This window comes from Sedimentitalea sediminis (assembly GCF_042687825.1).
GTDB lineage: Bacteria > Pseudomonadota > Alphaproteobacteria > Rhodobacterales > Rhodobacteraceae > Sedimentitalea.
Genome location: NZ_JBHUQE010000008.1, coordinates 74,861 through 97,342 on the forward strand (window position 1 = coordinate 74,861; position 22,482 = coordinate 97,342).

At 65.9% G+C, this 22,482-nt stretch carries 21 protein-coding genes and 1 tRNA gene; 14 read left to right on the plus strand and 8 right to left on the minus strand.

Features of this window, described 5'->3' with window-relative positions; translation table 11 throughout:
• Positions 1-9: 9 nt before the first annotated feature.
• Positions 10-1,089 (minus strand): porin, encoded by a 1,080-nt coding sequence (locus ACFMPD_RS08755; RefSeq protein ID WP_380993421.1) that lies wholly within the window; start codon positions 1,087-1,089, stop codon positions 10-12.
• 305 nt (positions 1,090-1,394) lie between these two features.
• Here ACFMPD_RS08755 and ACFMPD_RS08760 point away from each other — a divergent pair, with 305 nt between their 5' ends.
• From ACFMPD_RS08760 to ACFMPD_RS08780, 5 genes are all read left to right on the plus strand, one after another.
• Positions 1,395-1,904, plus strand: coding sequence for a DUF3576 domain-containing protein (locus ACFMPD_RS08760; RefSeq protein WP_380993422.1), 510 nt, complete (start codon positions 1,395-1,397; stop codon positions 1,902-1,904).
• A gap of 72 nt (positions 1,905-1,976) precedes the next feature.
• Positions 1,977-4,538, plus strand: coding sequence for a leucine--tRNA ligase (gene leuS, locus ACFMPD_RS08765; RefSeq protein ID WP_380993423.1), 2,562 nt, complete (start codon positions 1,977-1,979; stop codon positions 4,536-4,538).
• Positions 4,525-5,016 (plus strand): LPS assembly lipoprotein LptE, encoded by a 492-nt coding sequence (gene lptE / locus ACFMPD_RS08770; RefSeq protein WP_380993424.1) that lies wholly within the window; start codon positions 4,525-4,527, stop codon positions 5,014-5,016. The genes leuS and lptE overlap by 14 nt, the downstream gene beginning before the upstream one ends.
• Positions 5,013-6,041 (plus strand): DNA polymerase III subunit delta, encoded by a 1,029-nt coding sequence (gene holA / locus ACFMPD_RS08775; protein ID WP_380993425.1) that lies wholly within the window; start codon positions 5,013-5,015, stop codon positions 6,039-6,041. Before lptE ends, holA begins: the two co-directional genes overlap by 4 nt.
• A gap of 65 nt (positions 6,042-6,106) precedes the next feature.
• The gene (locus ACFMPD_RS08780) at positions 6,107-6,700 is read left to right on the plus strand and encodes a glutathione S-transferase family protein (protein WP_380993426.1); all 594 of its coding nucleotides are present in this window, start codon (positions 6,107-6,109) and stop codon (positions 6,698-6,700) included.
• Here the strand turns inward: ACFMPD_RS08780 and ACFMPD_RS08785 are convergent.
• Positions 6,691-7,890, minus strand: coding sequence for a TIGR03862 family flavoprotein (locus ACFMPD_RS08785; RefSeq protein ID WP_380993427.1), 1,200 nt, complete (start codon positions 7,888-7,890; stop codon positions 6,691-6,693). The genes ACFMPD_RS08780 and ACFMPD_RS08785 overlap by 10 nt on opposite strands.
• The gene (locus ACFMPD_RS08790) at positions 7,887-9,215 is read right to left on the minus strand and encodes a mechanosensitive ion channel family protein (protein ID WP_380993428.1); all 1,329 of its coding nucleotides are present in this window, start codon (positions 9,213-9,215) and stop codon (positions 7,887-7,889) included. The genes ACFMPD_RS08785 and ACFMPD_RS08790 overlap by 4 nt, the downstream gene beginning before the upstream one ends.
• Positions 9,216-9,516: 301 nt before the next feature.
• Between ACFMPD_RS08790 and ACFMPD_RS08795 the strand changes: the two genes are divergently transcribed.
• Positions 9,517-9,601 (plus strand) — tRNA-Leu (locus tag ACFMPD_RS08795).
• Positions 9,602-9,644: 43 nt separating this feature from the next.
• Here the strand turns inward: ACFMPD_RS08795 and ACFMPD_RS08800 are convergent.
• Both ACFMPD_RS08800 and ACFMPD_RS08805 read right to left on the minus strand, forming a co-directional pair.
• A complete protein-coding gene (locus ACFMPD_RS08800; protein ID WP_380993429.1) occupies positions 9,645-10,265 on the minus strand; it encodes an enoyl-CoA hydratase/isomerase family protein in 621 nt (206 codons plus the stop codon).
• Positions 10,262-11,011: an SDR family oxidoreductase gene (locus ACFMPD_RS08805; RefSeq protein ID WP_380993430.1), complete on the minus strand. Its 750-nt coding sequence runs from the start codon at positions 11,009-11,011 to the stop codon at positions 10,262-10,264. Before ACFMPD_RS08805 ends, ACFMPD_RS08800 begins: the two co-directional genes overlap by 4 nt.
• A 125-nt stretch (positions 11,012-11,136) precedes the next feature.
• Between ACFMPD_RS08805 and ACFMPD_RS08810 the strand changes: the two genes are divergently transcribed.
• The 6 genes from ACFMPD_RS08810 to lpxK all read left to right on the plus strand — a co-directional run bounded on the left by ACFMPD_RS08810 (position 11,137) and on the right by lpxK (position 17,552).
• Positions 11,137-12,663, plus strand: a complete 1,527-nt coding sequence (locus ACFMPD_RS08810; protein ID WP_380993431.1) for a DUF2125 domain-containing protein — start codon at positions 11,137-11,139, stop codon at positions 12,661-12,663.
• 206 nt (positions 12,664-12,869) lie between these two features.
• A complete protein-coding gene (locus ACFMPD_RS08815; protein ID WP_380993432.1) occupies positions 12,870-14,216 on the plus strand; it encodes a TldD/PmbA family protein in 1,347 nt (448 codons plus the stop codon).
• Complete coding sequence (locus tag ACFMPD_RS08820; protein ID WP_380993433.1) at positions 14,203-14,985, plus strand: 3'(2'),5'-bisphosphate nucleotidase CysQ; 783 nt, start codon at positions 14,203-14,205, stop codon at positions 14,983-14,985. Before ACFMPD_RS08815 ends, ACFMPD_RS08820 begins: the two co-directional genes overlap by 14 nt.
• Positions 14,986-15,084: 99 nt before the next feature.
• Entirely contained in the window at positions 15,085-15,327 is a 243-nt protein-coding gene (locus tag ACFMPD_RS08825) for a DUF4170 domain-containing protein (protein WP_380993434.1), read from the plus strand.
• A gap of 22 nt (positions 15,328-15,349) precedes the next feature.
• Positions 15,350-16,567 carry a 3-deoxy-D-manno-octulosonic acid transferase gene (locus ACFMPD_RS08830; RefSeq protein ID WP_380993435.1) on the plus strand — a complete coding sequence of 406 codons (1,218 nt, stop codon included), beginning with the start codon at positions 15,350-15,352 and terminating at the stop codon, positions 16,565-16,567.
• Positions 16,554-17,552, plus strand: coding sequence for a tetraacyldisaccharide 4'-kinase (gene lpxK / locus ACFMPD_RS08835; RefSeq protein WP_380993436.1), 999 nt, complete (start codon positions 16,554-16,556; stop codon positions 17,550-17,552). Before ACFMPD_RS08830 ends, lpxK begins: the two co-directional genes overlap by 14 nt.
• A gap of 128 nt (positions 17,553-17,680) precedes the next feature.
• Here the strand turns inward: lpxK and ACFMPD_RS08840 are convergent, their stop codons facing one another.
• Together ACFMPD_RS08840 and ACFMPD_RS08845 are read right to left on the minus strand one after the other, a co-directional pair.
• The gene (locus tag ACFMPD_RS08840) at positions 17,681-18,349 is read right to left on the minus strand and encodes a DsbA family protein (protein WP_380993437.1); all 669 of its coding nucleotides are present in this window, start codon (positions 18,347-18,349) and stop codon (positions 17,681-17,683) included.
• A 12-nt stretch (positions 18,350-18,361) separates the two neighbouring features.
• A complete protein-coding gene (locus ACFMPD_RS08845) occupies positions 18,362-18,868 on the minus strand; it encodes a DUF721 domain-containing protein (RefSeq protein ID WP_380993438.1) in 507 nt (168 codons plus the stop codon).
• An 82-nt stretch (positions 18,869-18,950) separates the two neighbouring features.
• On the opposite strand from ACFMPD_RS08845, the gene mutY reads away from it, so the two are divergent.
• Positions 18,951-20,003: an A/G-specific adenine glycosylase gene (gene mutY, locus ACFMPD_RS08850; RefSeq protein WP_380993439.1), complete on the plus strand. Its 1,053-nt coding sequence runs from the start codon at positions 18,951-18,953 to the stop codon at positions 20,001-20,003.
• Positions 20,004-20,071: 68 nt separating this feature from the next.
• On the plus strand, positions 20,072-21,205 hold the full coding sequence (locus ACFMPD_RS08855) for an alkane 1-monooxygenase (RefSeq protein ID WP_380993440.1): 1,134 nt from the start codon (positions 20,072-20,074) through the stop codon (positions 21,203-21,205).
• Between the two features lie 103 nt (positions 21,206-21,308).
• On the opposite strand, the gene ACFMPD_RS08860 is transcribed toward ACFMPD_RS08855, so the two are convergent.
• Positions 21,309-22,412 (minus strand): site-specific DNA-methyltransferase, encoded by a 1,104-nt coding sequence (locus ACFMPD_RS08860; RefSeq protein ID WP_380993441.1) that lies wholly within the window; start codon positions 22,410-22,412, stop codon positions 21,309-21,311.
• Between the last annotated feature and the right edge of the window lie 70 nt (positions 22,413-22,482).

Consider the following 22,482-nt stretch of genomic DNA (forward strand, 5'->3'; position numbering starts at 1 on the left):
TGGTTCAGCTTAGAAGCTGAAGTACACACCAGCCTGAACTTCGGTGTTGTCGGCGGCGCTTTCGGTCGCACCGGCAACAAAGGTCGCACCACCGCCCAGATCGTACTGGTAGTTGATGCCGAAGGAGGTGCCGTCCATGCCGTTGGCGGCTGCACCCAGAGTACCGGCGGCAGTGCCGTTGGCGGCAGCGGTCAGTGCGCTGTCAACATCGGTGCTGTTCACCCAGACCAGGATGTTGCTGGCGGCGCCCAGGTCAAAGTTGCCTTCGACGGTGACACTGTCGGCCACATCGGTCGAACCGTAGGCGACTTTCGCACCGAACTGACCCCAGTCAGCGCCGGCGGCCAGGAAGTACAGGCCGTCGTTCGGGTCGAACACGGTGCCGTTGGCTGCGGTCACGGTGGCGGTGTTGTCTGCGCCCTGATAGGCACCGGTCACATAGTAGTCACCAAAGCTGTAGGTCAGCATGATGGCGGTGCGCTCTTCGCCGCCGGCCGAACCGGCCACGGTGCCACCGTTACGCTGCGAGTACGAGATGTGGCCGGTGAAACCGCCAACAGTGTACAGAGCTTCGACGCCGTTGCTGCCTGCACCGGTGGAGTCGTAGTTGTCAAAGTTAAAGCGGGTGCCGCCGGTCCAGGTACCACCAGCATTCACGGTCAGCGACTTGATGGCCAGCGACTGGAAGCCTTGACCGTCGATGCCGGTGCCGGCCGAACGGGTGCCGGTTGCGTACAGGCCGGGTGCGTTGTCGATCGCGCCCAGGATGTTGCCGACGTTGACCAGCAGGCCGCCGTAGGTCACGCCAAAGCGTGCGCCGTTGAACACTGCGCCGCCGGCAACGCCGTCACGGCTTTCTGCCTGGGCACGGTAGCGGGCGTTGAAGCCAACACCGCCGTCGGTTTCGGCCGACATGTCGAACTGCAGACGCAGACGCGACGTGATGTTGGTTTCGGACCGGCCAACGACGTTCTTGTTGGCTTCGTTGTAGTCCAGGCCGAAGCGGCCATAGCCGCTCAGACGAACGTCTGCTGCGGCGACGCTTGCGGTCGCGATCAGAGCAGTCGTTGCAAAGAGAACCTTTTTCATCGTTTTTCCCTCGGTTTCAAAACATAAGCCCAAACCGGGGAATCCGGCGTGGGTATGAACAGGGGTTTCGCTCTTTCCGTCCCGTTTTGGCAAGAGGCCGCGGCGGGACGCGTCGCAATGTCGTGCCAGATGGTGCAGCTTTGCCACAGTTCCGGTCGGCGCCACGGTGGGGAAAAACGCATCGCAATCCGAACGCCTGGCCGCCGGGATGACCACCGAACAGGTGCCCGGTACCGGGACTAAGGTCTTGCCCACCCGAGTCGGCTTGGGTAGGAACCTGTGGAACACTGTTTCAGGATTAGGTGATGACGCTGCATAAGGTCCTCAAGGTGACATTGGTCGTTTCGGTATGCCTTGGCCTGGCGGCCTGCGGCGGCCGCCGGTCCCAGAATCGCGCCGCGCCCGAGAAACCGCCGCTGACGGATTTCGAAAGCCACACCGCCGCAACCGCCGGGTTCGCCAAAGAAACCGACTCGTCGTCGATCTGGGACGTCTTCGGCCCGAACAAGAACGACCAGACCGTCAACGTGAACCGATATCTTTGGTCGGCCTCGCTGGATGTGCTCAGCTTTCTGCCCGTGACTTCGGTCGACCCGTTCACCGGCGTGATTATCACCGGCTATGGCACCCCACCCGGCGGCGGCCGCTCGTATCGCGCCACGGTGCATATCAAGGATCCGGCTCTGGACGCCCGGTCGCTCAGCGTCGCCCTGCACAGCCGGGGCGGACCGGTCAGCGCCGCCACGACCCGCGCGGTCGAGGATGCGATCCTGTCCCGCGCCCGGCAGATGCGGGTCCGCGACAGCAGGCTCTGAGGCCGGCCACGCACACAAACCATCAGGGCGCCGGGTTCTTGCCCGGCGTTTTCAGTCAAAGGACCGCTCTTCATGTCGCGCTATTCGGCCGCAGAAATCGAAACGAAATGGCAACAGGCCTGGGACAAGGCCGGGATCTTCACCGCCAGCCGCGCCGAAGACCGCCCGAAATACTATGTGCTGGAAATGTTCCCCTACCCGTCCGGGCGCATCCACATGGGGCATGTGCGCAACTACACCATGGGCGACGTGATCGCGCGCTACAAGATGTCGACCGGGCATAACGTGCTGCACCCGATGGGCTGGGACGCCTTTGGCATGCCGGCGGAAAACGCCGCCATGGCGATCGGCGGCCACCCCAAGACTTGGACCTATGACAATATCGCCGACATGCGCGCCCAGATGAAGCCGCTGGGCCTGTCGATCGACTGGTCGCGCGAATTCGCCACCTGCGATCCGGAATATTACGGCCAGCAGCAGGCGCTGTTTCTCGACATGCTCGACGCCGGCCTTGTCTATCGCAAGAACGCGGTGGTGAACTGGGACCCGGTCGACATGACGGTTCTGGCCAACGAGCAGGTGATCGACGGCAAGGGCTGGCGCTCGGGCGCCGATGTGGAACGGCGTGAACTGACGCAGTGGTTCTTTCGCATCTCGGACATGGCCGACGAACTGCTGGCCGCGCTGGACGGGCTGGACAACTGGCCCGCCAAGGTGCGCCTGATGCAGGAGAACTGGATCGGCAAGTCGCGCGGGCTGCAGATGGGCTTTGCCCTTAGCACGCCGGCGCACGGGTTCGATGCGATCGAGGTCTATACCACCCGCCCCGACACCTTGGCCGGGGCCAGTTTCATGGCCCTGTCCACCGATCACCCGCTGTCGCGCGCGCTGGAGGGCGACAACCCGGACCTGGCCGCGTTCAACGCCGAATGCCGCAAGATGGGCACGTCCGAGGCCGATCTGGAAAAGGCCGAGAAACGCGGCTTTGACACCGGCCTGACAGTGGCGCATCCGCTCTATCCGGGCCGCACCCTGCCGGTCTGGGTGGCCAATTTCGTGCTGATGGATTACGGCACCGGCGCGGTCTTTGCCTGCCCGGCCCATGACCAGCGAGACCTTGATTTTGCACGAAAATATGGTCTGGACGTCATCGACACCTTTGTCGCTCTGGACGATGACTCGCGGGTCGGAAACACCGCCTTTGTGCCGCCCAAAACCGAACAGGTGCGCTGGATCAACCAGCCCGCCGGGCTGGATGTCGCCACCGGGCAACAGGCCATCGACGCCACCATCGACTGGGCCGAACGACAGGGCCTGGGCACAGGCAAGACCCAGTATCGCCTGCGCGATTGGGGTCTTTCCCGCCAGCGCTATTGGGGCTGCCCGATTCCGGTGGTGCATTGCGACGGCTGCGGCGTCGTGCCCGAGAAGAAAGAGAACCTGCCCGTGCGCCTGCCCGATGACGTGACCTTCGATGTGCCCGGCAACCCGCTGGACCGGCACCCGACCTGGCGCGACTGCGCCTGCCCGTCCTGCGGCGCGCCGGCCCGGCGGGAAACCGACACGATGGACACGTTTGTCGACTCAAGCTGGTATTTCGCCCGGTTTACCGCGCCGCGCGCCGAGACCCCCACCGATCTGGCCGAGGCGGAATACTGGATGAATGTCGACCAGTATATCGGCGGCATCGAGCACGCGATTCTGCATCTGCTGTATTCGCGGTTCTTTGCCCGGGCCATGCAGATCACCGGGCATCTGCCGGCAAAGGCCATCGAACCGTTTGACGCGCTGTTCACCCAGGGCATGGTCACCCACGAGATCTATGTCACCCGCGACGAACGCGACCGACCGGTCTATCACCTGCCCGAGGATATCGAATGGCACGAAAGCGGCGCCCGGCTGGGCGCCACCGGCCAGCCGGTCACGGTGATTCCCTCGGCCAAGATGTCGAAATCAAAAAAGAACGTCGTCGATCCGGTCAACATCATTTCGGCCTATGGCGCCGATACCGCGCGCTGGTTCGTGTTGTCCGACAGCCCGCCCGAGCGCGATGTGGAATGGACCGCATCGGGCGCCGAAGCCGCCCACAAGCACCTGACCCGGGTCTGGAACCTGTGCGACCGGATCGCCGCGATGGACGCGGATGCGCCCGGTCAAGGCGATCAGGACCTGCTGCGCGAGATGCACAAGACGATTCGCGACGTGACGCTGGGCATCGAGACATTCGGGTTCAACGCGGCCATCGCACGGCTTTATGCCTTTACCAACACGCTGGCGAAATCCAAAGCCGGGGCAATGGCGCAGAAACAGGCGATCATGGCGCTGGCGCAACTGATGTCGCCGATGACCCCGCATCTGTCCGAGGACATCTGGGCGCATCAGGGCGGCCAGGGGCTGATCGCCACAGCGCCGTGGCCGGTGGCGGACGAAACGATGCTGGTGGACGACACGATCACCCTGCCGATCCAGATCAACGGCAAGCGCCGCGCCGAGATCAACGTGCCCAAGGACATGCCCAAGGACCAGGTCGAAGAGACCGCGCTGGCCATGGATGCGGTGCAGAAGGTGCTGAACGGCGCGGCCCCGAAAAAGGTGATCGTCGTGCCGGGCCGGATCGTCAATGTCGTGGTTTGACCGCCGCGCGCTGCTGGCGCTGCCGTTGGCTGCGGCGGTGGCCGCCTGCGGCTTTCAGCCGGTCTATGCACCCGGCGGCACCGGCGGGCAGTTGCATGGCAAGATCCGGGTCGATGCGCCCGAGGGCGTCAACACCTATCTGCTGGTGCGCCGGCTCGAGGAACAGCTGGGCCGGGCACAGGCGCCTGATTATCGTCTGTCCATCGTTCTGGCGACGGGCCTGCAGGGACAGGCGATCACCGCCTCGGGCGATATCACGTTTTACAGCGTGCTTGGCTCGGCCGAATACACCCTGCGCCGCCTTGCGGACGAGCAGGTCGTCGCCACCGGCACGGTCGACAATTTCACCGGTTATTCCGCCACCGGCTCGACCGCCGAAACGCTGGCCGCGCAGCGCGACGCGCGTGAACGGCTGATGGTGATTCTGGCCGACCAGATCGCCCGCGAGCTATATGTCACTGCGGACCTGACCGAATGAAACTGGGCACCCGCGACGCCGACGCCTTTTTCGCCAAGCCGCGCACCGATTGTGCCGGTTTGCTGATCTATGGCGCCGACGGCATGCGGGTGGCCCTGAAACGTCAGCAGGTGATTGCCGCGCTGCTGGGGCCGGGCGCGACCGAGGAAATGCGCCTGACCCGGGTGCCCGGCGCCGATCTGCGCCGCGATCCGGCGCTGTTGCTGGACGCGGTCAAGGCGGTCGGGTTCTTTCCCGGCCCCCGCGCCGCGCTGGTGGACGAAGCCACCGACGCCGCCGCCCCGGCCGTGCAGGCCGCGCTGCAGGACTGGCAGCCGGGGGACGCACAGATCGTGGTCACCGCCGGCGCGCTCAAGCCCAGTTCGAAACTGCGCAAGATGTTCGAAGCCCACAAGAACGCCTTTGCCGCCGGCCTGTATGACACCCCGCCCGGCCGGGCCGAGATCGAACGCATTCTGGCCGAGGCCGGGCTGAACGGTGTGCCCGCCGAGGCGATGACGGCGCTGACCGAACTGGCCAACACGCTGGGACCGGGCGCCTTTGCCCGGACGGTGGAAAAGCTGGCGCTGTACAAACATGGTGATGACAATCCGTTGGGCCTGGACGATATCGCCGCCTGCGCGCCGCAATCGACCGAGGCCGCACAGGACGATCTGCTGAACGTGGTCGCCGAGTCGCGCGTCGCCGAGATCGGCCCGCTGATCCGCCGGCTGCAGTCGCAGGGCACCAATGCCGTCAGCCTGTGCATCGGCGCAACCCGGCATTTTCGCACGCTCTATACCGTCGCCTCGGCGCCTGGCGGTGCGGCAGCGGGGGTGGGCCGCCTGCGGCCACCGCTATATGGCCCGCGCCGTGACCGGGTGCTGCGCCAGGCCGGAACCTGGGGCGCGGACCGGCTGGAAACCGCGCTGACGGTGTTGACCGACACCGACCTGCAGCTGCGCTCGGCCGGGCAGACCGCGCCGGCGATGGCGGTTGTCGAAAGGGCGCTGATTCGGTTGGCGATGCTCGGCCAGCCGCGCTGATCGCCCCTTGACCTGCGGCATCAGAACGGCACTTTTGCGACAGCCGCGCAATTGGGAGACACCGCATGTACACGGTCTATGGAAGCATCCCCAGCAGAGCGTTTCGCGTTCTCTGGATGCTCGAAGAACTGGGCGAGCCCTATGAATTCGTCCAGGCCGGGCCGCGCAGCCAGGCGGTGTTGGCGCTGAACCCGTCGGGCAAGGTGCCGGTGCTGCTGGATGGCGATGCGGTGCTGACCGATTCCACCGCGATCCTGACCTATCTGGCGGACCGGCACGGCAAGCTGACCCATGCCGCCGGCAGTCTGGAACGGGCGCGTCAGGATGCGCTGACCCACACCCTGCTGGACGAGTTCGATGCGCTGGTGTGGACCGCGGCGCGGCACGGGTTCGTCCTGCCCGAGGAACACCGCGTACCGGCGGTGAAACCCAGCCTGAAATGGGAGTTTGCCCGCAATCTCGAACGCCTGGCCGAGCGCCTTGAGGGACCGTTCCTGCAGGGCGAGGTGATGACGGTTGCCGACATCATCGCCACCCATTGCCTGAACTGGGCCTATGGCGCCAAGTTCCCACTCGAAAACAAGAAAATGGCCGACTATGCCAGCGCCATGCGGGCGCGCCCCGCATTCAAGCGGGTGCGGGCGCTGGCTCAGGACTGAACGCGTCCCAGGGCCCGTTCCGCCGCCGCCCGCCCGGCCCAGCGTCCGGTGGCCAGGCAGGCAGTCAGCAGGTAGCCGCCGGTCGGGGCCTCCCAATCCAGCATTTCACCGGCGCAGAACATGCCGGGAACGGCGCGCAGCATCAACCCGTCATCCAGCGCTGCGCGCGTCACACCGCCGGCGCTGGAAATCGCCTCGTCCATCGGCCGCAAACCGCCATGGCGGATCGGCAGCGCCTTGATCAGTCGCGCCAGCCCGGCGGTATCGGCGGGCAGCGGGCGACCGAATTCCTGCAGCAGCGCCTGCCGCGCCGGATCCAGCTTCAGAACCCGGCGCAGATGGTTTGACAGGCTGGTCTTGCCACGGGACCGGGCCAGACGCGCGATCACATCGGTAGTGGACAGATCGGGGGTCAGATCCAGCGTCAGCGCCGCCCCCTGACGCACCGCCTTGCAGACGGCATAGATGCCGCCGCCCTCCAGCCCGCGCCGGGATATCACCGCTTCGCCGCGCGACCGCTGATCGCCCGCTGACAGCGCGATGCCTTTCAGCGGTTGGCCCAGTACCGGTTGCATGTGCGGCGACCAATCCACCCGCAGCCCGGCATTGGCGGGCGCAAAGGGGGCCAGTTTCACACCGCGCTCGGCCAGCAGCCCGGCCCAGGCCCCGTCCGAGCCCAGCCGCGCCCAGCTGGCACCGCCCAGGGCCAGCACCGTGGTATCCGGCTGGCAGGTAACCGGCCCCTCGGGCGTGTCAAAGCACAGCGCGTTCTGCGGCGTCCAGCCGGTCCAGCGCCAGCGGATGTGGCGCACAACGCCCAACCCGTCCAGCCGCGCCAGCCAGGCGCGCAGCAGCGGGCTGGCCTTCATCGCGCGGGGAAACACCCGCCCGGTGCTGCCGGTGAACAGCGCCTGCCCCAGGCCCCGCGCCCAATCCTGTACCGCCGCGGCGTCGAATTCCGCCAGGATCGGCGCCAACCAGTCCGCCGCCTCGTCATAGGCGGTCAGGAACCGGTCGGCGGGTTCATCCTTGGTCAGATTCAACCCGGATTTCCCTGCCATCAGCAACTTGCGCCCGACCGAGGGCTTGGCCTCGGTCAGGGTCACCGCACAGCCGACGCGCGCCAGCTCCTCGGCCGCGATCAGCCCGGCGGGGCCGCCGCCGACCACCATCGCCATGGGTCGGCTCATGCCGCGCTACCCAGCGGCCCGCTCTTCAACGCGACGGCAGGGTGCGGACAGGGGATTTCGATACCGTTGCCTCTGAGCGCGTTCCACGCCGCGAACAACACCCTGGGCGTGAACTTGTTGCGCCCGTCATCAATGCCGTTGACCCGGCATTCGATCGCGATATCCCTGTCGCCGACCCCGCGCAGTTCACGATCCGGGCCGTCCGGCACAAAGGGCGGCCTGGCCACCCTCGCCGCGGTGATGGCGGGAACGGTGTTGATATCGGTGCCATTACTGACCGAGAACGGCGCTTCGTGGCGTTTCGCCGAACCGCTGTCGGAAGAGTTCACCACCCGCGTGGTGATGAAATCCTCGTTCGGGACCACCATCCAGCGCCCGTCAAAGGTTTTCAGGATCGCCACGCGCGCGGACATCTTGACGATGGTGCCGGCCTCGCCGCCATCCCGTTCGACATAGTCGCCCACCGTCGCCTGCCGCTTGAGCAGCAGAATCACCCCCGAGATGAAATTCGAGGCGATCTTTTGCAGGCCAAAGCCCAGCCCGGCGCCGATCCCGCCACCCAGAACCGCCAGGGTGGACAGGTTCGCGCCCATGATGTTCATCAACAGGATAAAGGCGATGCCATAAAGCGCGATCTCGACAGCCTTGATCGCCAGTTCCCGTGTCGCTGGGCGCATTTCCTTTTGTTTACCGATGAAGACACAGGACTGGTCGTTGGACCAGCAGACCAGCCAGACAAGCAGGCTGCCGGCAATCGCACCGCGCGCCAGAGCCATCAGCGAAAAGCGGATATTGTCCATCCCAGCCGTGGTTTCGGTCAGTTTCAGGCCGACCACATCCAACAGCCCGACCGTATAGATCGCCGCGACCGGCAACAGCACGAACCGGCCCATCAGTTTGAGGAACGGTTCGTCTATGATCTCGCGAACCAGAATGCGCGCGGCCAGAAAAAGGAAAAAGCATTTGCCAAAGGCGATCACCGAACTGCTGTCAAACAACGACCGCACCACGGTTTCGCCGATGCCGGTGAACACATAGGCCAGCAGCGGCAGAACCAGCGGGACAAAGATCAGAACGAACCGGCTGGCGGTGGCAAACACGTTGCTATGTTCTGCGGGCGGGGTCAGCAGCCGTGTCAGCGCCGGACGCAGCCTGCGGACCACCAGCACGGCCAGCAGATAGGCGGCGATCAGCAGGGCAAACTGCATCCAGGCCGGCGGACTCAGCCGCCAGGGTCCGGCCAGATCCCAGACCTGCAGCGCATCACCCGCCGCCTGCTGCGCGATCTGCGGCTGGCTCTCCAAGTCGATTTCATACCCTAACATTGCGACCCGCGTCCCGCCCTTGTCTCACCCCCGGAACCCTTGCCCAACCGGCCCTGCGGGATCAAGCAGGATGTCCGCGCAAGCCACCGCCCGGCCGGCCGGATGCCGGGGCCAAACGCGGCCGGTTTTGCGCCACCCGACCGGTCGACATCCGGCGCCAATCCGGAAAAGTTGCACCTTTTTATCGGGAAACGCATTGTTGTCAGATTGTTGCAGCGATAGGAAAAACTTCGAACCCGTGTCCCAACTGCCGATATCCGGCTGGTCGCAAGACAGGAGCTGCGATAGAGGACGGGTTCAGGGCCCCTTGGCGGAAGTGGTAGACGCAAGGCACTTAAAATGCCTGGCCGCAAGGCGTTCCGGTTCAAGTCCGGAAGGGGCCACCACACCCGCCCGGCGCAACCGGGCGGGCGAAAACCGGAAACTTTCCTAGGCGATCTGCTTGCCGCAAAGGCGGGCGATGCCCGCCGCCACTTCGGGTCTGGCGGCACAGGAATCCGCAGTCAGGGCGCGCGCCGTGTCGATCAGGTCTTCGGGCGGCACGATCCGGTCGATCAGGCCAAAGCCATGCGCCTCGTCCGCCGTGATCTTTTGCCCGGCCATCAGGATCAGCTTGGTGCGGGCCGGACCGATCAGCGCCGCCATCCGCGCCGGATCCGACGGTTGCGGCAGAAAGCCCAGCTTCATCACCGGGTAGAAGAACTTGGCTGTCGGCACCGCGATGCGCAGATCACAAGCCAGCGCCATACCCATGGCGCCGCCCGCCAGCGTGCCGTTCAGCGCCGCCACGGTCAGGCAGGGCAGCCCGGCAATTGCGCCGGACAGGCGCTCCCACAGGTCCGACTTGGCCAAACCGGCCCGGGCCTCGTCCAGATCGGCACCGGCGCTGAAGACCTTGCCAGCGCCGGTCAGGATCAGCGCCCGCGCCTGGTGCGCCGATTCGGCGATCTCGGCCAGGTCGCGCAGCATCGCGGCGGTCAGAGAATTGGCCTTGTCGGGCCGGTTCAGCGTGACGGTCCACAGCCCGTCATTCTTGCTCAGATCGATCATGTCAGTCCTATCATCTTGCGAATGTCGTCGTCGCGCAGCGAAATTTCGGTGCCCACATACGGATCGGCGGCGGGCGCACACATCCACAGCAACGCCCGGGCCGGCCAGTCGGCGGGGATGTGGTCGGACCAGTCCAGCTGGCTGACCGGATTGACGCCGCTGGCCTTGATCTCGCGCTGCATCTGCGTGGCCACGGTGCCCGGCGACAGGCCCATCGCCCGGATACCCTTGCCACGGTTTTCTTTGTCGACGCAGGCGGTCAGCATCGCCGCTCCCGCCTTGGAGGCGCAGTAATGGCTCCAGGCCTCGACCGGGCCATGCGCGGCCCCGGAACTGACTGTCAGGATGCTGCCGCCACCGGCCGCGATCATCACCGGCAGGGCGGCGCGCATGCCGTGAAACACGCCCTTGAGGTTGATGTCGATGACCCGGCCCCAGGCGGCGGGATCGGCGTCGGCCAGATGCGAAATCGGTTCGATCACCCCGGCATTGCCGATCAGCACGTCCAGCCCGCCGAAATGCTGCACGCAGGCCTGTACGGCCGCCTCTGCCTGCGCGTAGTCGCTGACATCACAGTTCACGCCAATGGCTCGCTGGCCCAGATCTTCGGCCAGCGCCTGCACCTTGTTGACGCTGCGCGCCGCCAGGGCGACATTGGCCCCGGCCAAGGCGAAGACCCGCGCCGCCTCGGCACCGATTCCCCGGCTGGCCCCGGTGATCAGCACCGTTTTGCCCGTCATTTGCATGCGCACGCCCTCTCGCTGTGTTGTGCCCGCCCGTGGTAATGCCGCGAATTGAGCGGGTCCACCCCTTGACGCCCGAACGCCAAGCGCAGAGCATGCGGCGCGAGTATCTCAGGAAAGGGTCGCCCATGACCAAGTATTTCGCGCGCGGCGCCGTTGCCACGCTTGTCATTGCCGTTACCGCACAGTCCGCCCAGGCGGACCTGACGGCGCAGGATGTCTGGTCGGACTGGAAGCAATACCTGACCTCGGCAGGCTATGCGGTCAGCGGCAACGAGCAGGACACCGGCAGCGGGCTGACCGTGCAGAATCTGGCCCTGACGATGCCGATGCCCGAGGAGACCGGCAGTTTCGCGGTCAATATCGACAATCTGACCTTTACCGAGAACGGCGATGGCTCGGTCAGCATCCGGTTCCCCGACAGCATTCCGATGAGTTTCGAAGGCTCGGATGACGGCGAGGATCCGGTTTCTGGCGTCCTGACCTACAGCCAGACCGGCAGCAACATGACAGCGTCGGGAACACCCGAGGACGTGGTCTATGCCTACGCCGCCGACAAGGTGGCGCTGAACCTGACTTCGCTGGTGGTCGATGGCCAGCCGGTACCGGACTCGGTGGCGCGGATGTCGGTCGAACTGAACGAGGTGGCCAGCGACACCCACATGACCGTGGAGGCTCAGCGCAGCTATACTCAGTCGATGTCCGCCGCCACGCTGACCTATGACATGGCTTTTGACGATCCGGAATCGGACGACAAGGGCACCTTTGCCGGCGCGATCCAGGATATCGGCTTTCAGGGCAGCGGCGCGATTCCGCTGGAGATGGACCCGGCCGATTTCAACAGGATGCTGCAAGACGGCTTTGCCATGGACGGCGCCTTTACCTACGGCGCCGGGAAATCCGATATCCAGGGTGTCGGCGACGGCCAGCCCTTTGCCTTTGGCAGCAGTTCGCAGGGCGGCAGGATCGCGATCAAGATGGATGCCGCGCAGATCGCCTATGACGTTCAGCAGAAACAGACCGCACTGACCCTTTCGGGGGCGGAACTGCCATTTCCGGTGGCCCTGAACGCCGCGCTGACGGCCTTTCAGCTCAGCATACCCGTGGCCAAGTCCGATGCCGAACAGGATTTTGCCATGGGCTTGAACCTGTCGGATTTCACCATGTCCGACATGTTGTGGTCGATGTTCGACCCGGCCGCGCAACTGCCCCGCGATCCGGCCACGGTGGCGCTGGACCTGACCGGGCGGGCCAAGGTGCTGTTCGATTTCCTCGACCCGGCGGTGGCTGCCACGCTGGAGCAAAGCGGCGAGACTCCGGTGGAACTGAGCGCGCTGACGATCAACAAACTGTTGGTGTCTCTGGTAGGGGCAAGACTGTCGGGCACGGGCGACTTTACCTTTGACAATACCGATCTGGAAACCTTTGACGGCATGCCCCGGCCCACCGGCCATGTCGATCTGGAACTGGTCGGCGCCAACGGCCTGCTGGACAAGTTGATCGCCATGGGCATGGTCGGCGACGACGAGGCGATGGGCGCGCGGATGATGATGGGCATGCTGGCCGTTCCGGGCAGCGAACCGGATACGTTGAACTCCAAGCTGGAGATCAACGATCAGGGTCATATCCTGGCCAACGGGCAGCGCATCCAGTAACCGCCAGCCGCATCCCGGCCCGGCCTTCGCCTGTTGTCTCAGAGACCGGCAGGCGAAGGCCATTTTCACGCGGCCCTGTCGGACCGGGGCGCGTTGAAATGCCGGTTGCGCTCCGGGCCGGAATCCGACCGGGCCTTGCGGTGCCGGGTCGTGGCGGTTACCTGCTGACCAGATGTTGGCCTTGCTCAGTTCCGGAAAGACTCCGCATGACACAATCGCTTGAAACCCTGGGGGCGGCGCTGCTTGATGCGGCCCGGCGCGCCGGTGCCGACTCGGCCGATACACTGGTCATGCAGGGCACGTCGCTGTCCATCGACATACGCGGTGGCAAGCTGGAACAGGCCGAGCGCGCCGAGGCCGTCGATCTGGGCCTGCGGGTCCTGCTGGGGCGGCGCCAGGCCATCGTCTCCTCGTCCGACACCAGCCAGACGACGATCAATGCCATGGCCGAGCGGGCCGTCGCCATGGCACGCGAAGCGCCGGAGGATCCGTTCACCGGACTGGCTGCACCCGAGCAACTGGCCAGCGACTGGGATGCGGCAGCTCTGGAAATGGCCGATCCTGCACCCGAACCCGCGCCCGCCGATCTGGAACGCGACGCGCAACGGGCCGAGGCTGCCGGATTGGCGGTGTCCGGCGTGTCGCAGGTGCAATCGGCCAATGCCTCTTATGGCGCGCATCGGGTGCATCTGGCCGCCAGCAACGGGTTTGCGGGCAGCTATGCGCGCACCAGCCGCTCGATCAGCTGCGTGGCGATCGCCGGCACCGGCACCGGCATGGAGCGCGATCATGATGGCGAATCCCGCATCTTTCAGGCTGACCTGCCCGCCGCCGACCAGATCGGCCGCCAGGCCGGCACGCGCGCGGTGCAACGGCTGAACGCGCGAAAACCCACGACCGGCAGCTTTCCGGTGCTGTTTGACGAACGCGTCTCGGCCTCGCTGGTCGGCCACCTCATGGCGGCGATCAACGGATCGGCCATCGCCCGCGGCTCGTCCTGGCTGGCGGATAGGTTGGGCCAGCCGGTGCTGCCGGACGGCATGTCGCTGATCGAAGACCCGCATCGCGCGCGCGCCGCAGGCTCGCGCCCGTTCGACGCCGAAGGCCTGCCGACCCGGCGGCGCGCCATCATAGAGAACGGCATACTGACCGGCTGGACACTGGACCTGTCCAGCGCCCGCAAGCTGAACATGGCGCCCACCGGAAACGCCGCGCGCGGCGTGTCCTCGCCGCCGTCGCCGGCAAACTGGAATTTGCAATTGACCCAGGGCGATGCCACCCGGGACCAGTTGATCGCCGACATGGGCACCGGGTTGCTGGTCACGTCGATGATCGGCAGCACGATCAACCCCAATACCGGCGACTACTCGCGCGGGGCAGCCGGGTTCTGGGTGCAGAACGGTGAAATCACCTGGCCGGTGAACGAATGTACCATCGCCGGCAACCTGCGCGACATGCTGTGCCGGATCGTACCGGCGAACGACGCCCGCCCGCACCTGTCGCGGGTCGTGCCGTCCCTGCTGATCGAGGGGATGACCCTTGCCGGCAACTGACCTCGAACTGCTGGTCGACGCGGCCCGGGCGGCGGGCGAAATCGCCCTGACCTATACCGGCACCACCGCGCGGCGCTGGGACAAGCCCGGCGGCGCCGGGCCGGTGACCGAGGCCGACATTGCCGTGAACGACATGCTGCAGGCGACATTGCGGGCGGCGCGCCCGGACTATGGCTGGTTGTCCGAAGAGACCGAAGACAGCCAGGACCGCCTGCGTCGCGACCGTGTGTTCATCGTCGACCCGATCGACGGCACCCGCAGCTTTGCCGATGGCTCGCGCACCTGGGCGCACGCCCTGGCGGTGGCGGAACGCGGCGTCGTGACCGCCGGCGTGGTGTTTCTGCCGATGCGCGACCTGATGTATGCTGCCGCCGCCGGTCAGGGGGCGTTTGCCAATGACCGGCCGATGGCGCCCAGCGAACGAATGACGCTGGATGCGGCCGATATTCTCGCCACCAAACCCAACATGAACGCCAGCCATTGGCGTACCGGACAGGTGCCCGGCTTTGCCCGCGCGCATCGCCCGTCGCTGGCCTATCGCATGGCGCTGGTGGCCGAGGGACGGTTCGACGGCATGCTGACCCTGCGCCCTTGCTGGGAATGGGACATCGCTGCCGGCGACCTGATCCTGCGCGAGGCCGGCGCGGTCTGCACCGACCGCTTCGGCGCGCCGCTGCGTTTCAACAACCCGCATCCGACGGTCAAGGGCGTGATCGCCGGCGGCCGGTCGGTGCACGGGCTGATCAGCGCCGCCCTGCGCCCGGCCTGACCGCCGCTGCGGTGCCAAAGCGTCGCCTTGACGCTCTGGCCCGATGGCGTAGGTTGCAGCGACCTCTTTTTGTCCCTTTTCTCGCAAAGGATGCCCGAAATGGCCCAACGCCTGCACCTTGTCTTTGGTGGCGAACTGATCGACCCCAGCCAAAACGCCTTTAAGGACGTGAACGACATCCATATCGTGGGCATGTTCCCGGATTATCAATCCGCCTACGAAGCCTGGAAGGACAATGCCCAGCGTACCGTGGACAATGCCCATATGCGCTATTTCATCGCCCATATCCACCGGCTGCGCGACGAAGAGGTCGAGAGCTCGGCAGCCAGCGGATCCAGCTGAGACGGTGGGCCGCGCATTCGGGATGGCAGACGCCGATACGCCCGGAACAGCGCCGGCGCCCAACGGCCGGTCAGACTGGCGGCCCCGGTCCGACGGAGAGCTGATCTGGGCGCATGCCACGTCGCGGTCGCGGTATTCCGCGCTGTGCGATCTGGGCCTGCGGCTGCGCACGATGCGGCCGGACCTGCAATTGTTGATTACGGTCGAAACCGACCGCTTTGGCCCGCTGCCGCAGCTGCTGAACGGCTGCGACCACATCGTCGGTCTGGACTCTGATTTCCGCAACGCCGCGCGCGCCTTTCTGGATCACTGGCGCCCCGACCTGTGCCTGTGGGCCGGCGCCGATCTGTTGCCCGGTCTGATCGCAGCGGCTCGCGCCGGCGGCCTGCCGATGATCCTGCTGGATATCGGCGAAACCGATTTCCGCGCCCGGCGGCGGGCCTGGTTCCCCGATCTCGTGCGCCGCTGCCTGAACGGCTTTGACGTGATCCTGACCAGCAGCGAATCCACCGCGACGACGCTGCGCCGCATGGGCGTGACCGCCCCGCGGATCGATGTCACGGACCGGCTGCGCAACAGCGCCACGCCGCCGCCCTGTTCCGACGAGGAACTGGCCGACGTCACCAAGGAAATCTCCAGCCGCCCGGTCTGGCTGGCCGCGCATCTGCGCACCGACGAATTCGACGCGGTGCTGTTTGCGCACCGCGCGGCGCTGCGGCTGTTGCACCGGCTGCTGCTGGTCGTGGTCACCGAGGCCGAATCCGGCGCCGACGACATGCGTGATCGACTGACCGGGCAGCGCCTGCGCAGCATCGATTGGGACACCGGAGAGACGATCGACGACAACACCCAGGTGGTGCTGTCCCGCGATGCCGACAATCTGGGCCTTTGGTACCGCGTGGCGCCGTTGACCCTGATGGCCAGCTCGCTGAGCCCGGGCGCCACCGGGCGCAACCCGCTGACGGCCGCGGCACTGGGATCGGCGGTCCTCTATGGCCCGTATGTGGAACACCATGTCGAGGCCTATGCCCACCTGGCCGCCGCCGGCGCGGCGCGCGCGGTGCGCGATGGCGACGCGCTGGCCAATGCGGTGATTCAGCTGGCCGCGCCCGACCACGCCGCGGCGATGGCGCTGGCCGGCTGGGAGGTCATCACCGAAGGGGCCGCGATGACCGACAAGCTGGTCGACCTGATCCTCGACAACCTCGATCGTCGGCAGGTGCAGAATGCGCCCGCCTGAGTTCTGGAACACGCCGCCGGACCGTCCGGACTGGCGCGCCCGGTTGCTGGCGCCGCTGGGCTGGGCCTATGGCCGGGCAACCGCACGCCGCGTGGCCCGATCCGGCGGGCTGGATCCGGGGGTGCCGGTGATCTGCGTCGGCAACCTGAACGCGGGGGGCACCGGCAAGACCCCGACGGTGATCTGGCTGGTCGAAACGCTGCGCAACGCCGGGCACGAACCGCATGTGATCACACGCGGCTATGGCGGCAGCCTGAGCGGGCCGGTCTGCGTCGATCCCGGGCGTCACACGGCCGCCGAAACCGGAGACGAACCCTTGCTGCTGGCCGCCTTTGCCCAGGTCTGGGTCGCCACCGACCGCGCCGCTGGCGCGCGACGCGCGGCGACGGCCGGAGCCAGCGTGATCGTGCTGGATGACGGCTTCCAGAACCCGCAGGTCAACAAGGATCTGTCGATCATCGTGGCCGATGCCGCCACCGGCTTTGGCAATGGCCGCTGTCTGCCCGCCGGACCGCTGCGCGAACCCGTGGCGCAGGGGCTGAAACGTGCCGATCTGGTGCTGGTGCTTGGCAACCCGACCGCGCAGGCAGAATTTGCGGCGCACTGGGCGGACCAGCTGCCGGTGCCGCTGGTGACCGGACAGCTCCAGCCGCTGCAGACCGGCATGGACTGGCAGGACACTCCGGTGCTGGCCTTTGCCGGGATCGGCAACCCGCAGAAATTCTTCGACACGCTGCGCAGCCTCGGCGCCCGACTGCTGCGCAGCGAACCGCTGGACGATCACCAGCCGCTGACCCCGGCGCTGATGGCCCGGCTCGAAGCCGAAGCCCGCGCCCTGGGCGCGCAGATGGTGACAACCGAGAAAGACGCGGTACGCCTGCCGCCGGGCTTCCGCAGCAAGGTGATCACTCTGCCGGTGCGGCTGCACATCGACGGTGCCGATGCGCTGCGCGACACGCTTCTGGGCGTGGCCCCGCCCCCCTGAACCTGCCCCAGCGCGGGCAGCCGGGGGAGTCCGAGGGGGCCACCCCTCGGCGCCCGCGTGGCGGACACGCAAATAGATCATGTGCGCCGCAGGCGCGCTTTCAGGTAACGGCGCGCGTCCGGGGTGGGTCAGCTGCCCAGTTCGGCGTCAATCAGCGCGGCGAAATCGGCATAGGACTGGTTCGGCACCTTGCGCCCGTTGACGACGAAACTGGGCGTGCCCTGAATGTCGTCGGCTTCGGCATTCTTCTGATACCAGGCCACCAGGGTCTGCGCCTTTTCGCCATCCTGCAGACAGGCGTCCAGAGTGGCCTCGTCCAACCCAGCCAGCCGCCCGATCTTGCGCAATTCGCCGACGATGGCGCTGCCATCGCCCGCCTGCACCCATTCGGCCTGCCCTTTGAAGATCAGATCGGTGATGCCAAAGAATTTCTCGGGTCCGCCGCAGCGCGCAACCATCGACGCCCACAGCCCGTAGCGGTCGAAATACACCTCGCGATAGATCAGCCGTACCTTGCCGGTGTCGATATAGTTCTTCTTGATCTGCTGATACGCCCCCTGATGGAAGGTCGCGCAATGCGGGCAGGTGAACGAGGCATATTCGATGATCGTCACCGGCGCATCCTCGGCCCCCTGCACCATCTCGACGATCTGTGCGGTGTCGATCTCTGCGGCATCGTCGGCCTGCGCCGGCGACACCAGCAACCCGGTCGGCGCCGCGCCGGAGCGATTGGCGACAAAATACCCGCCTGCGGCAACCGCAGCCAGGGCGCCCAACAGAGCATCTCTTCGTTTCATCTCATGCCTTTCTCAGTATTTCGATTTGCTTAGAACGTTGCGACCCAGGCGTTCAAGGGCCGCGCGCAGATCGTCGTTTTCGATCGGCCGCACCGACTCTTGCGCCTGCGCCAGCGTCCGCGCGTCCGGTTCCGGTGGTTCCGCGGCGGGTTTGGCCGCGAACACCGCCTGACCCTCGGCAAAGCCAGTAGCGGCGGTCTGGGTGATCCGCACCCGGCTGATGGCGTTATAGCCATAGACCGCATTGACCTTTTCCCGCAGCGTTTCCTTTTGCATCTCAAGCATCGGCGCCTGCGCCCCGGTGGTCAGCACGGTCAACGTCGCGCCAAACCCTCCGCGGCCATAGCCGACATTGACGGGCTGGGCGATGGCGGCGATCTCGGGACCGGCGATCTCGGCCCAGTGGGTCAGCAGCCGCGACACCGCAAAACCGCGACTTTCGCCGGCGCGGCGAATCCGTTCGTTCAGGACGCTGGCGGTGCGTTTAAAGCCGCGCGTTGACGATGTCCGACGTGCCATGGCTGGGTTCCGTTGCGGTTGGGCCTACTGTACTGTTCGGGCCGGCGGGCGCCAGCGAAACCCGATGACAGAGGCATAAACTATGCGTGACACAGACCCCGGCGCCAACGAGGTGGCCGACATCATGCTGGACTGGTACGACCGCAACGCCCGCGCCCTGCCCTGGCGCATCCCGCCGGGCAGCGCGCAGCCCGCCGATCCCTATCGCGTCTGGCTGTCCGAAGTGATGCTGCAGCAGACCACCGTTGCCTCCGTCAAGGACTATTTTCACCGCTTTACGCAGCGGTGGCCCACGGTGTCGGACCTGGCGAGCGCGCATGACGCCGATGTCATGGGCGAATGGGCCGGGCTGGGATACTATGCCCGGGCCCGCAACCTGCTGAAATGCGCTCGGGTGGTGGCGTGGGATCATGGCGGCCGCTTTCCCGATACTCATGACGCCCTGCTGGCCCTGCCCGGCATCGGCCCCTATACCGCCGCCGCCGTGGCCGCCATCGCATTCGGGCGCGCCGAGACCGTGATGGATGGCAATGTCGAACGAGTGATGGCGCGGCTCTATGACATCCATGTGCCGCTGCCGGCGGCGAAACCTGCCCTGAAAGCCCGCGCCGCGGCGCTGACGCCGCTTCACCGCCCCGGCGACTATGCCCAGGCGATGATGGATCTGGGGGCGACGATCTGTACCCCGAAATCGCCGGCCTGCGGGCTTTGCCCCTTGCGCGATCTCTGCGCCGCGCTGGCCGCCGGCACCGCCGCCGACCTGCCGAAGAAAACGGCGAAAAAGCCGAAACCGACCCGGCGCGGCATTGTCTATCTGGGCCGGCGCGCCGATGGCGCCTGGCTGCTGGAACGCCGCCCCGACCGCGGATTGCTGGGCGGTATGCTGGGCTGGCCCGGTTCCGATTGGGCAGAGACCGCCACCGAATCGCCACCGGTCGCCGCCGACTGGCAGCACCTGGCCGGCGAAGTGCGCCATACCTTTACCCATTTCCACCTGATCCTGACGGTCCGGAGCGCAGATTTGCCCCTGCATAGCCGACCCGACACCGGGTTCTTTCTGGCACAAGGTGACTTTCGCCCCGGTGATCTGCCAACAGTCATGCGCAAGGCGTTTTATCTGGTGCAGGGCGCCTGATAGCCTTGGGCGGCTGCGGGAAACGGCGTATGCTTGCCCGCTAGCAACCCTGACGTGCCGAGGTTTCCATGCGCACCCCCCAATCCATTGCCCGATGGCAGCGTGTCCTGCCGTTCTGGATGTCCTTTCTGCTGGTGCCTCTGGCCTGGATTTCCGCCGTACTGGGCGGCTGGACCGTGCTGCTGCTGCCGCTGGTCGCCTGGTATCTGATGGCGGCGCTGGATGCCGCCGCCGGACGCAACCTGCAAAATGCCGATCCGGAGACGCCCGAGGCCGCACTGGATGGATACACCGCGCTGACCGTGATCTGGGTGCCGGTGCAGTTCGCCACGCTGTTCACGCTGATCTGGTATGTGTCCGGCGCCGATCACCTGTCGATTCTGGAAAAGCTGCTGGTGTTCTTTGGCGTCGGCGTCATCACCGGCACCATCGGCATCAATTACAGCCACGAGCTGATGCACCGGTCCAGCCGGCTGGAACGCCACCTGGCCGATCTGTTGCTGGCGATGGTGCTGTACTCGCATTTCCGCAGCGAACACCTGCTGGTGCATCACCCGCATATCGGTACGCCGCGTGACCCGGTGACGGCGCGCTATAACGAGGGGTTTCACCGGTTCTACCCCCGGGTTCTGAAACAATGCCTGATTTCGTCCTTTCGGGCTGAACGGGACCGATTGGCGCGCAGAGGGTTGCCCTGGACCGATCGCAGCAACCCGTTCTGGAAATACTGGGGGCTGCAGACCTTGATGCTGCTGCTGGCCTTTGCGCTGGGCGGCTGGGGCGGTGTCGGCCTGTTCCTGATGCAGGCCGGCGTCGCGATCTGGCAGCTGGAGCTGGCCAATTATGTCGAACACTACGGGCTGACACGGAAACATCTGGGGGACGGCCGGTACGAGCGCGTGCAGCCGCGGCATTCCTGGAACGCGGCGCCGAAAGTGTCGAACTGGCTGCTGATAAACCTGCAGCGCCATTCCGACCACCACGCCCGGCCCGACCGGCGCTTTCCGCTGCTGCAACATCACCAGCCCGCCGAGGCGCCGCAATTGCCCCACGGGTATCCGGTGATGACGGCGGTGGCGATGGTGCCGCCCCTGTGGCGACGGATGATGAACCCGCGCGTGCGCCGCTGGCGTCAGATGTACTATCCCGAAATCACCGACTGGCGCCGCTATAACAAGGCCACCAACCCGGTGCCGCGCTGACCCTGCCTTGCCCGAAAACCAAAAAAGCCCCGCCAGAAAGGCGGGGCAGGTCAGGTGCCCCGTGACAGGCCACAGGCACCGGCGGTAGTCGTATTCGGGTGGATCAGTTCCGCATTTCCGAGCGGATCTGCTGGCGCAGCACGTCGATGGGGACGGTCTTGCCTTCCTTCTTGAAGCACCAGTAGGTCCAGCCGTTGCAGCTGGGCGCCTTTTCATACGCAGCGCCGACCTGGTGGATCGAGCCCTTGATGTCATTGCCGATCAGGGTGCCGTCAGCGCGCACTTTCGCCCGATGGCGCCCGTTCATCGAAAACAACTCTTCGCCCGGACGCAGCATGCCGCGTTCGACCAGTTGTCCGAAGGGCACCCGCGGCTCGGCGCGTTTGGACGCGCTGACCTGCAGCGCCTCGCGGTCGAACTTGCGCACCTTGGAAATGCGTTTCTCGGCGACCTTGCGATAGGCGGCTTCGCGTTCGATGCCGATGAATTCCCGGCCCAGCATCTTGGCGACCGCACCGGTCGTGCCGGTGCCAAAGAACGGGTCCAGAACCACGTCGCCCGGATTGGTCGAACCGACCAGCACCCGGTGCAGCAGGCTTTCGGGTTTCTGCGTCGGATGCGCCTTGTCACCGTTCTCGTCCTTCAGGCGTTCATGCCCGGTGCAGATCGGCAGCACCCAGTCGCTGCGCATCTGGATACCTTCGTTCAGCGCCTTCAGCGCCTCGTAGTTAAAGGTGTATTTGGCGCCTTCTTCCTTGCTGGCCCAGATCATCGTCTCATGCGCGTTGGTGAACCGCTTGCCGCGGAAATTCGGCATCGGGTTGGATTTGCGCCAGACCACGTCGTTCAGGATCCAATAGCCGGCATCCTGCAGCGCGCTGCCGACGCGAAAGATGTTGTGATAGCTGCCGATGACCCAGATCGCGCCATTGGGTTTCAGAATGCGCCGCGCCGCCGCCAGCCATGCGCGGGTGAATTTGTCATAGGCGGCAAACGAGGAAAACTGATCCCAGTGATCATCGACCGCATCGACCTGGCTGTTATCCGGGCGGTGCAACTGTCCCTTAAGCTGCAGATTATAGGGCGGGTCGGCGAAAATCAGGTCAACCGAGTTCTCGGGCAGGCCATTCATCACCTCGATGCAGTCGCCGTCCAGAATCGTGTTCAGGGGGAGCACCGGGGCGCTCTGTGTCTTGGTCTTGGTCATTTTCTGCCTCTGTCCCTGGCGCTTTTTGCGCTCTGCTGGTTGATAGCAGGATGAGTCAAAGGCGATTCGC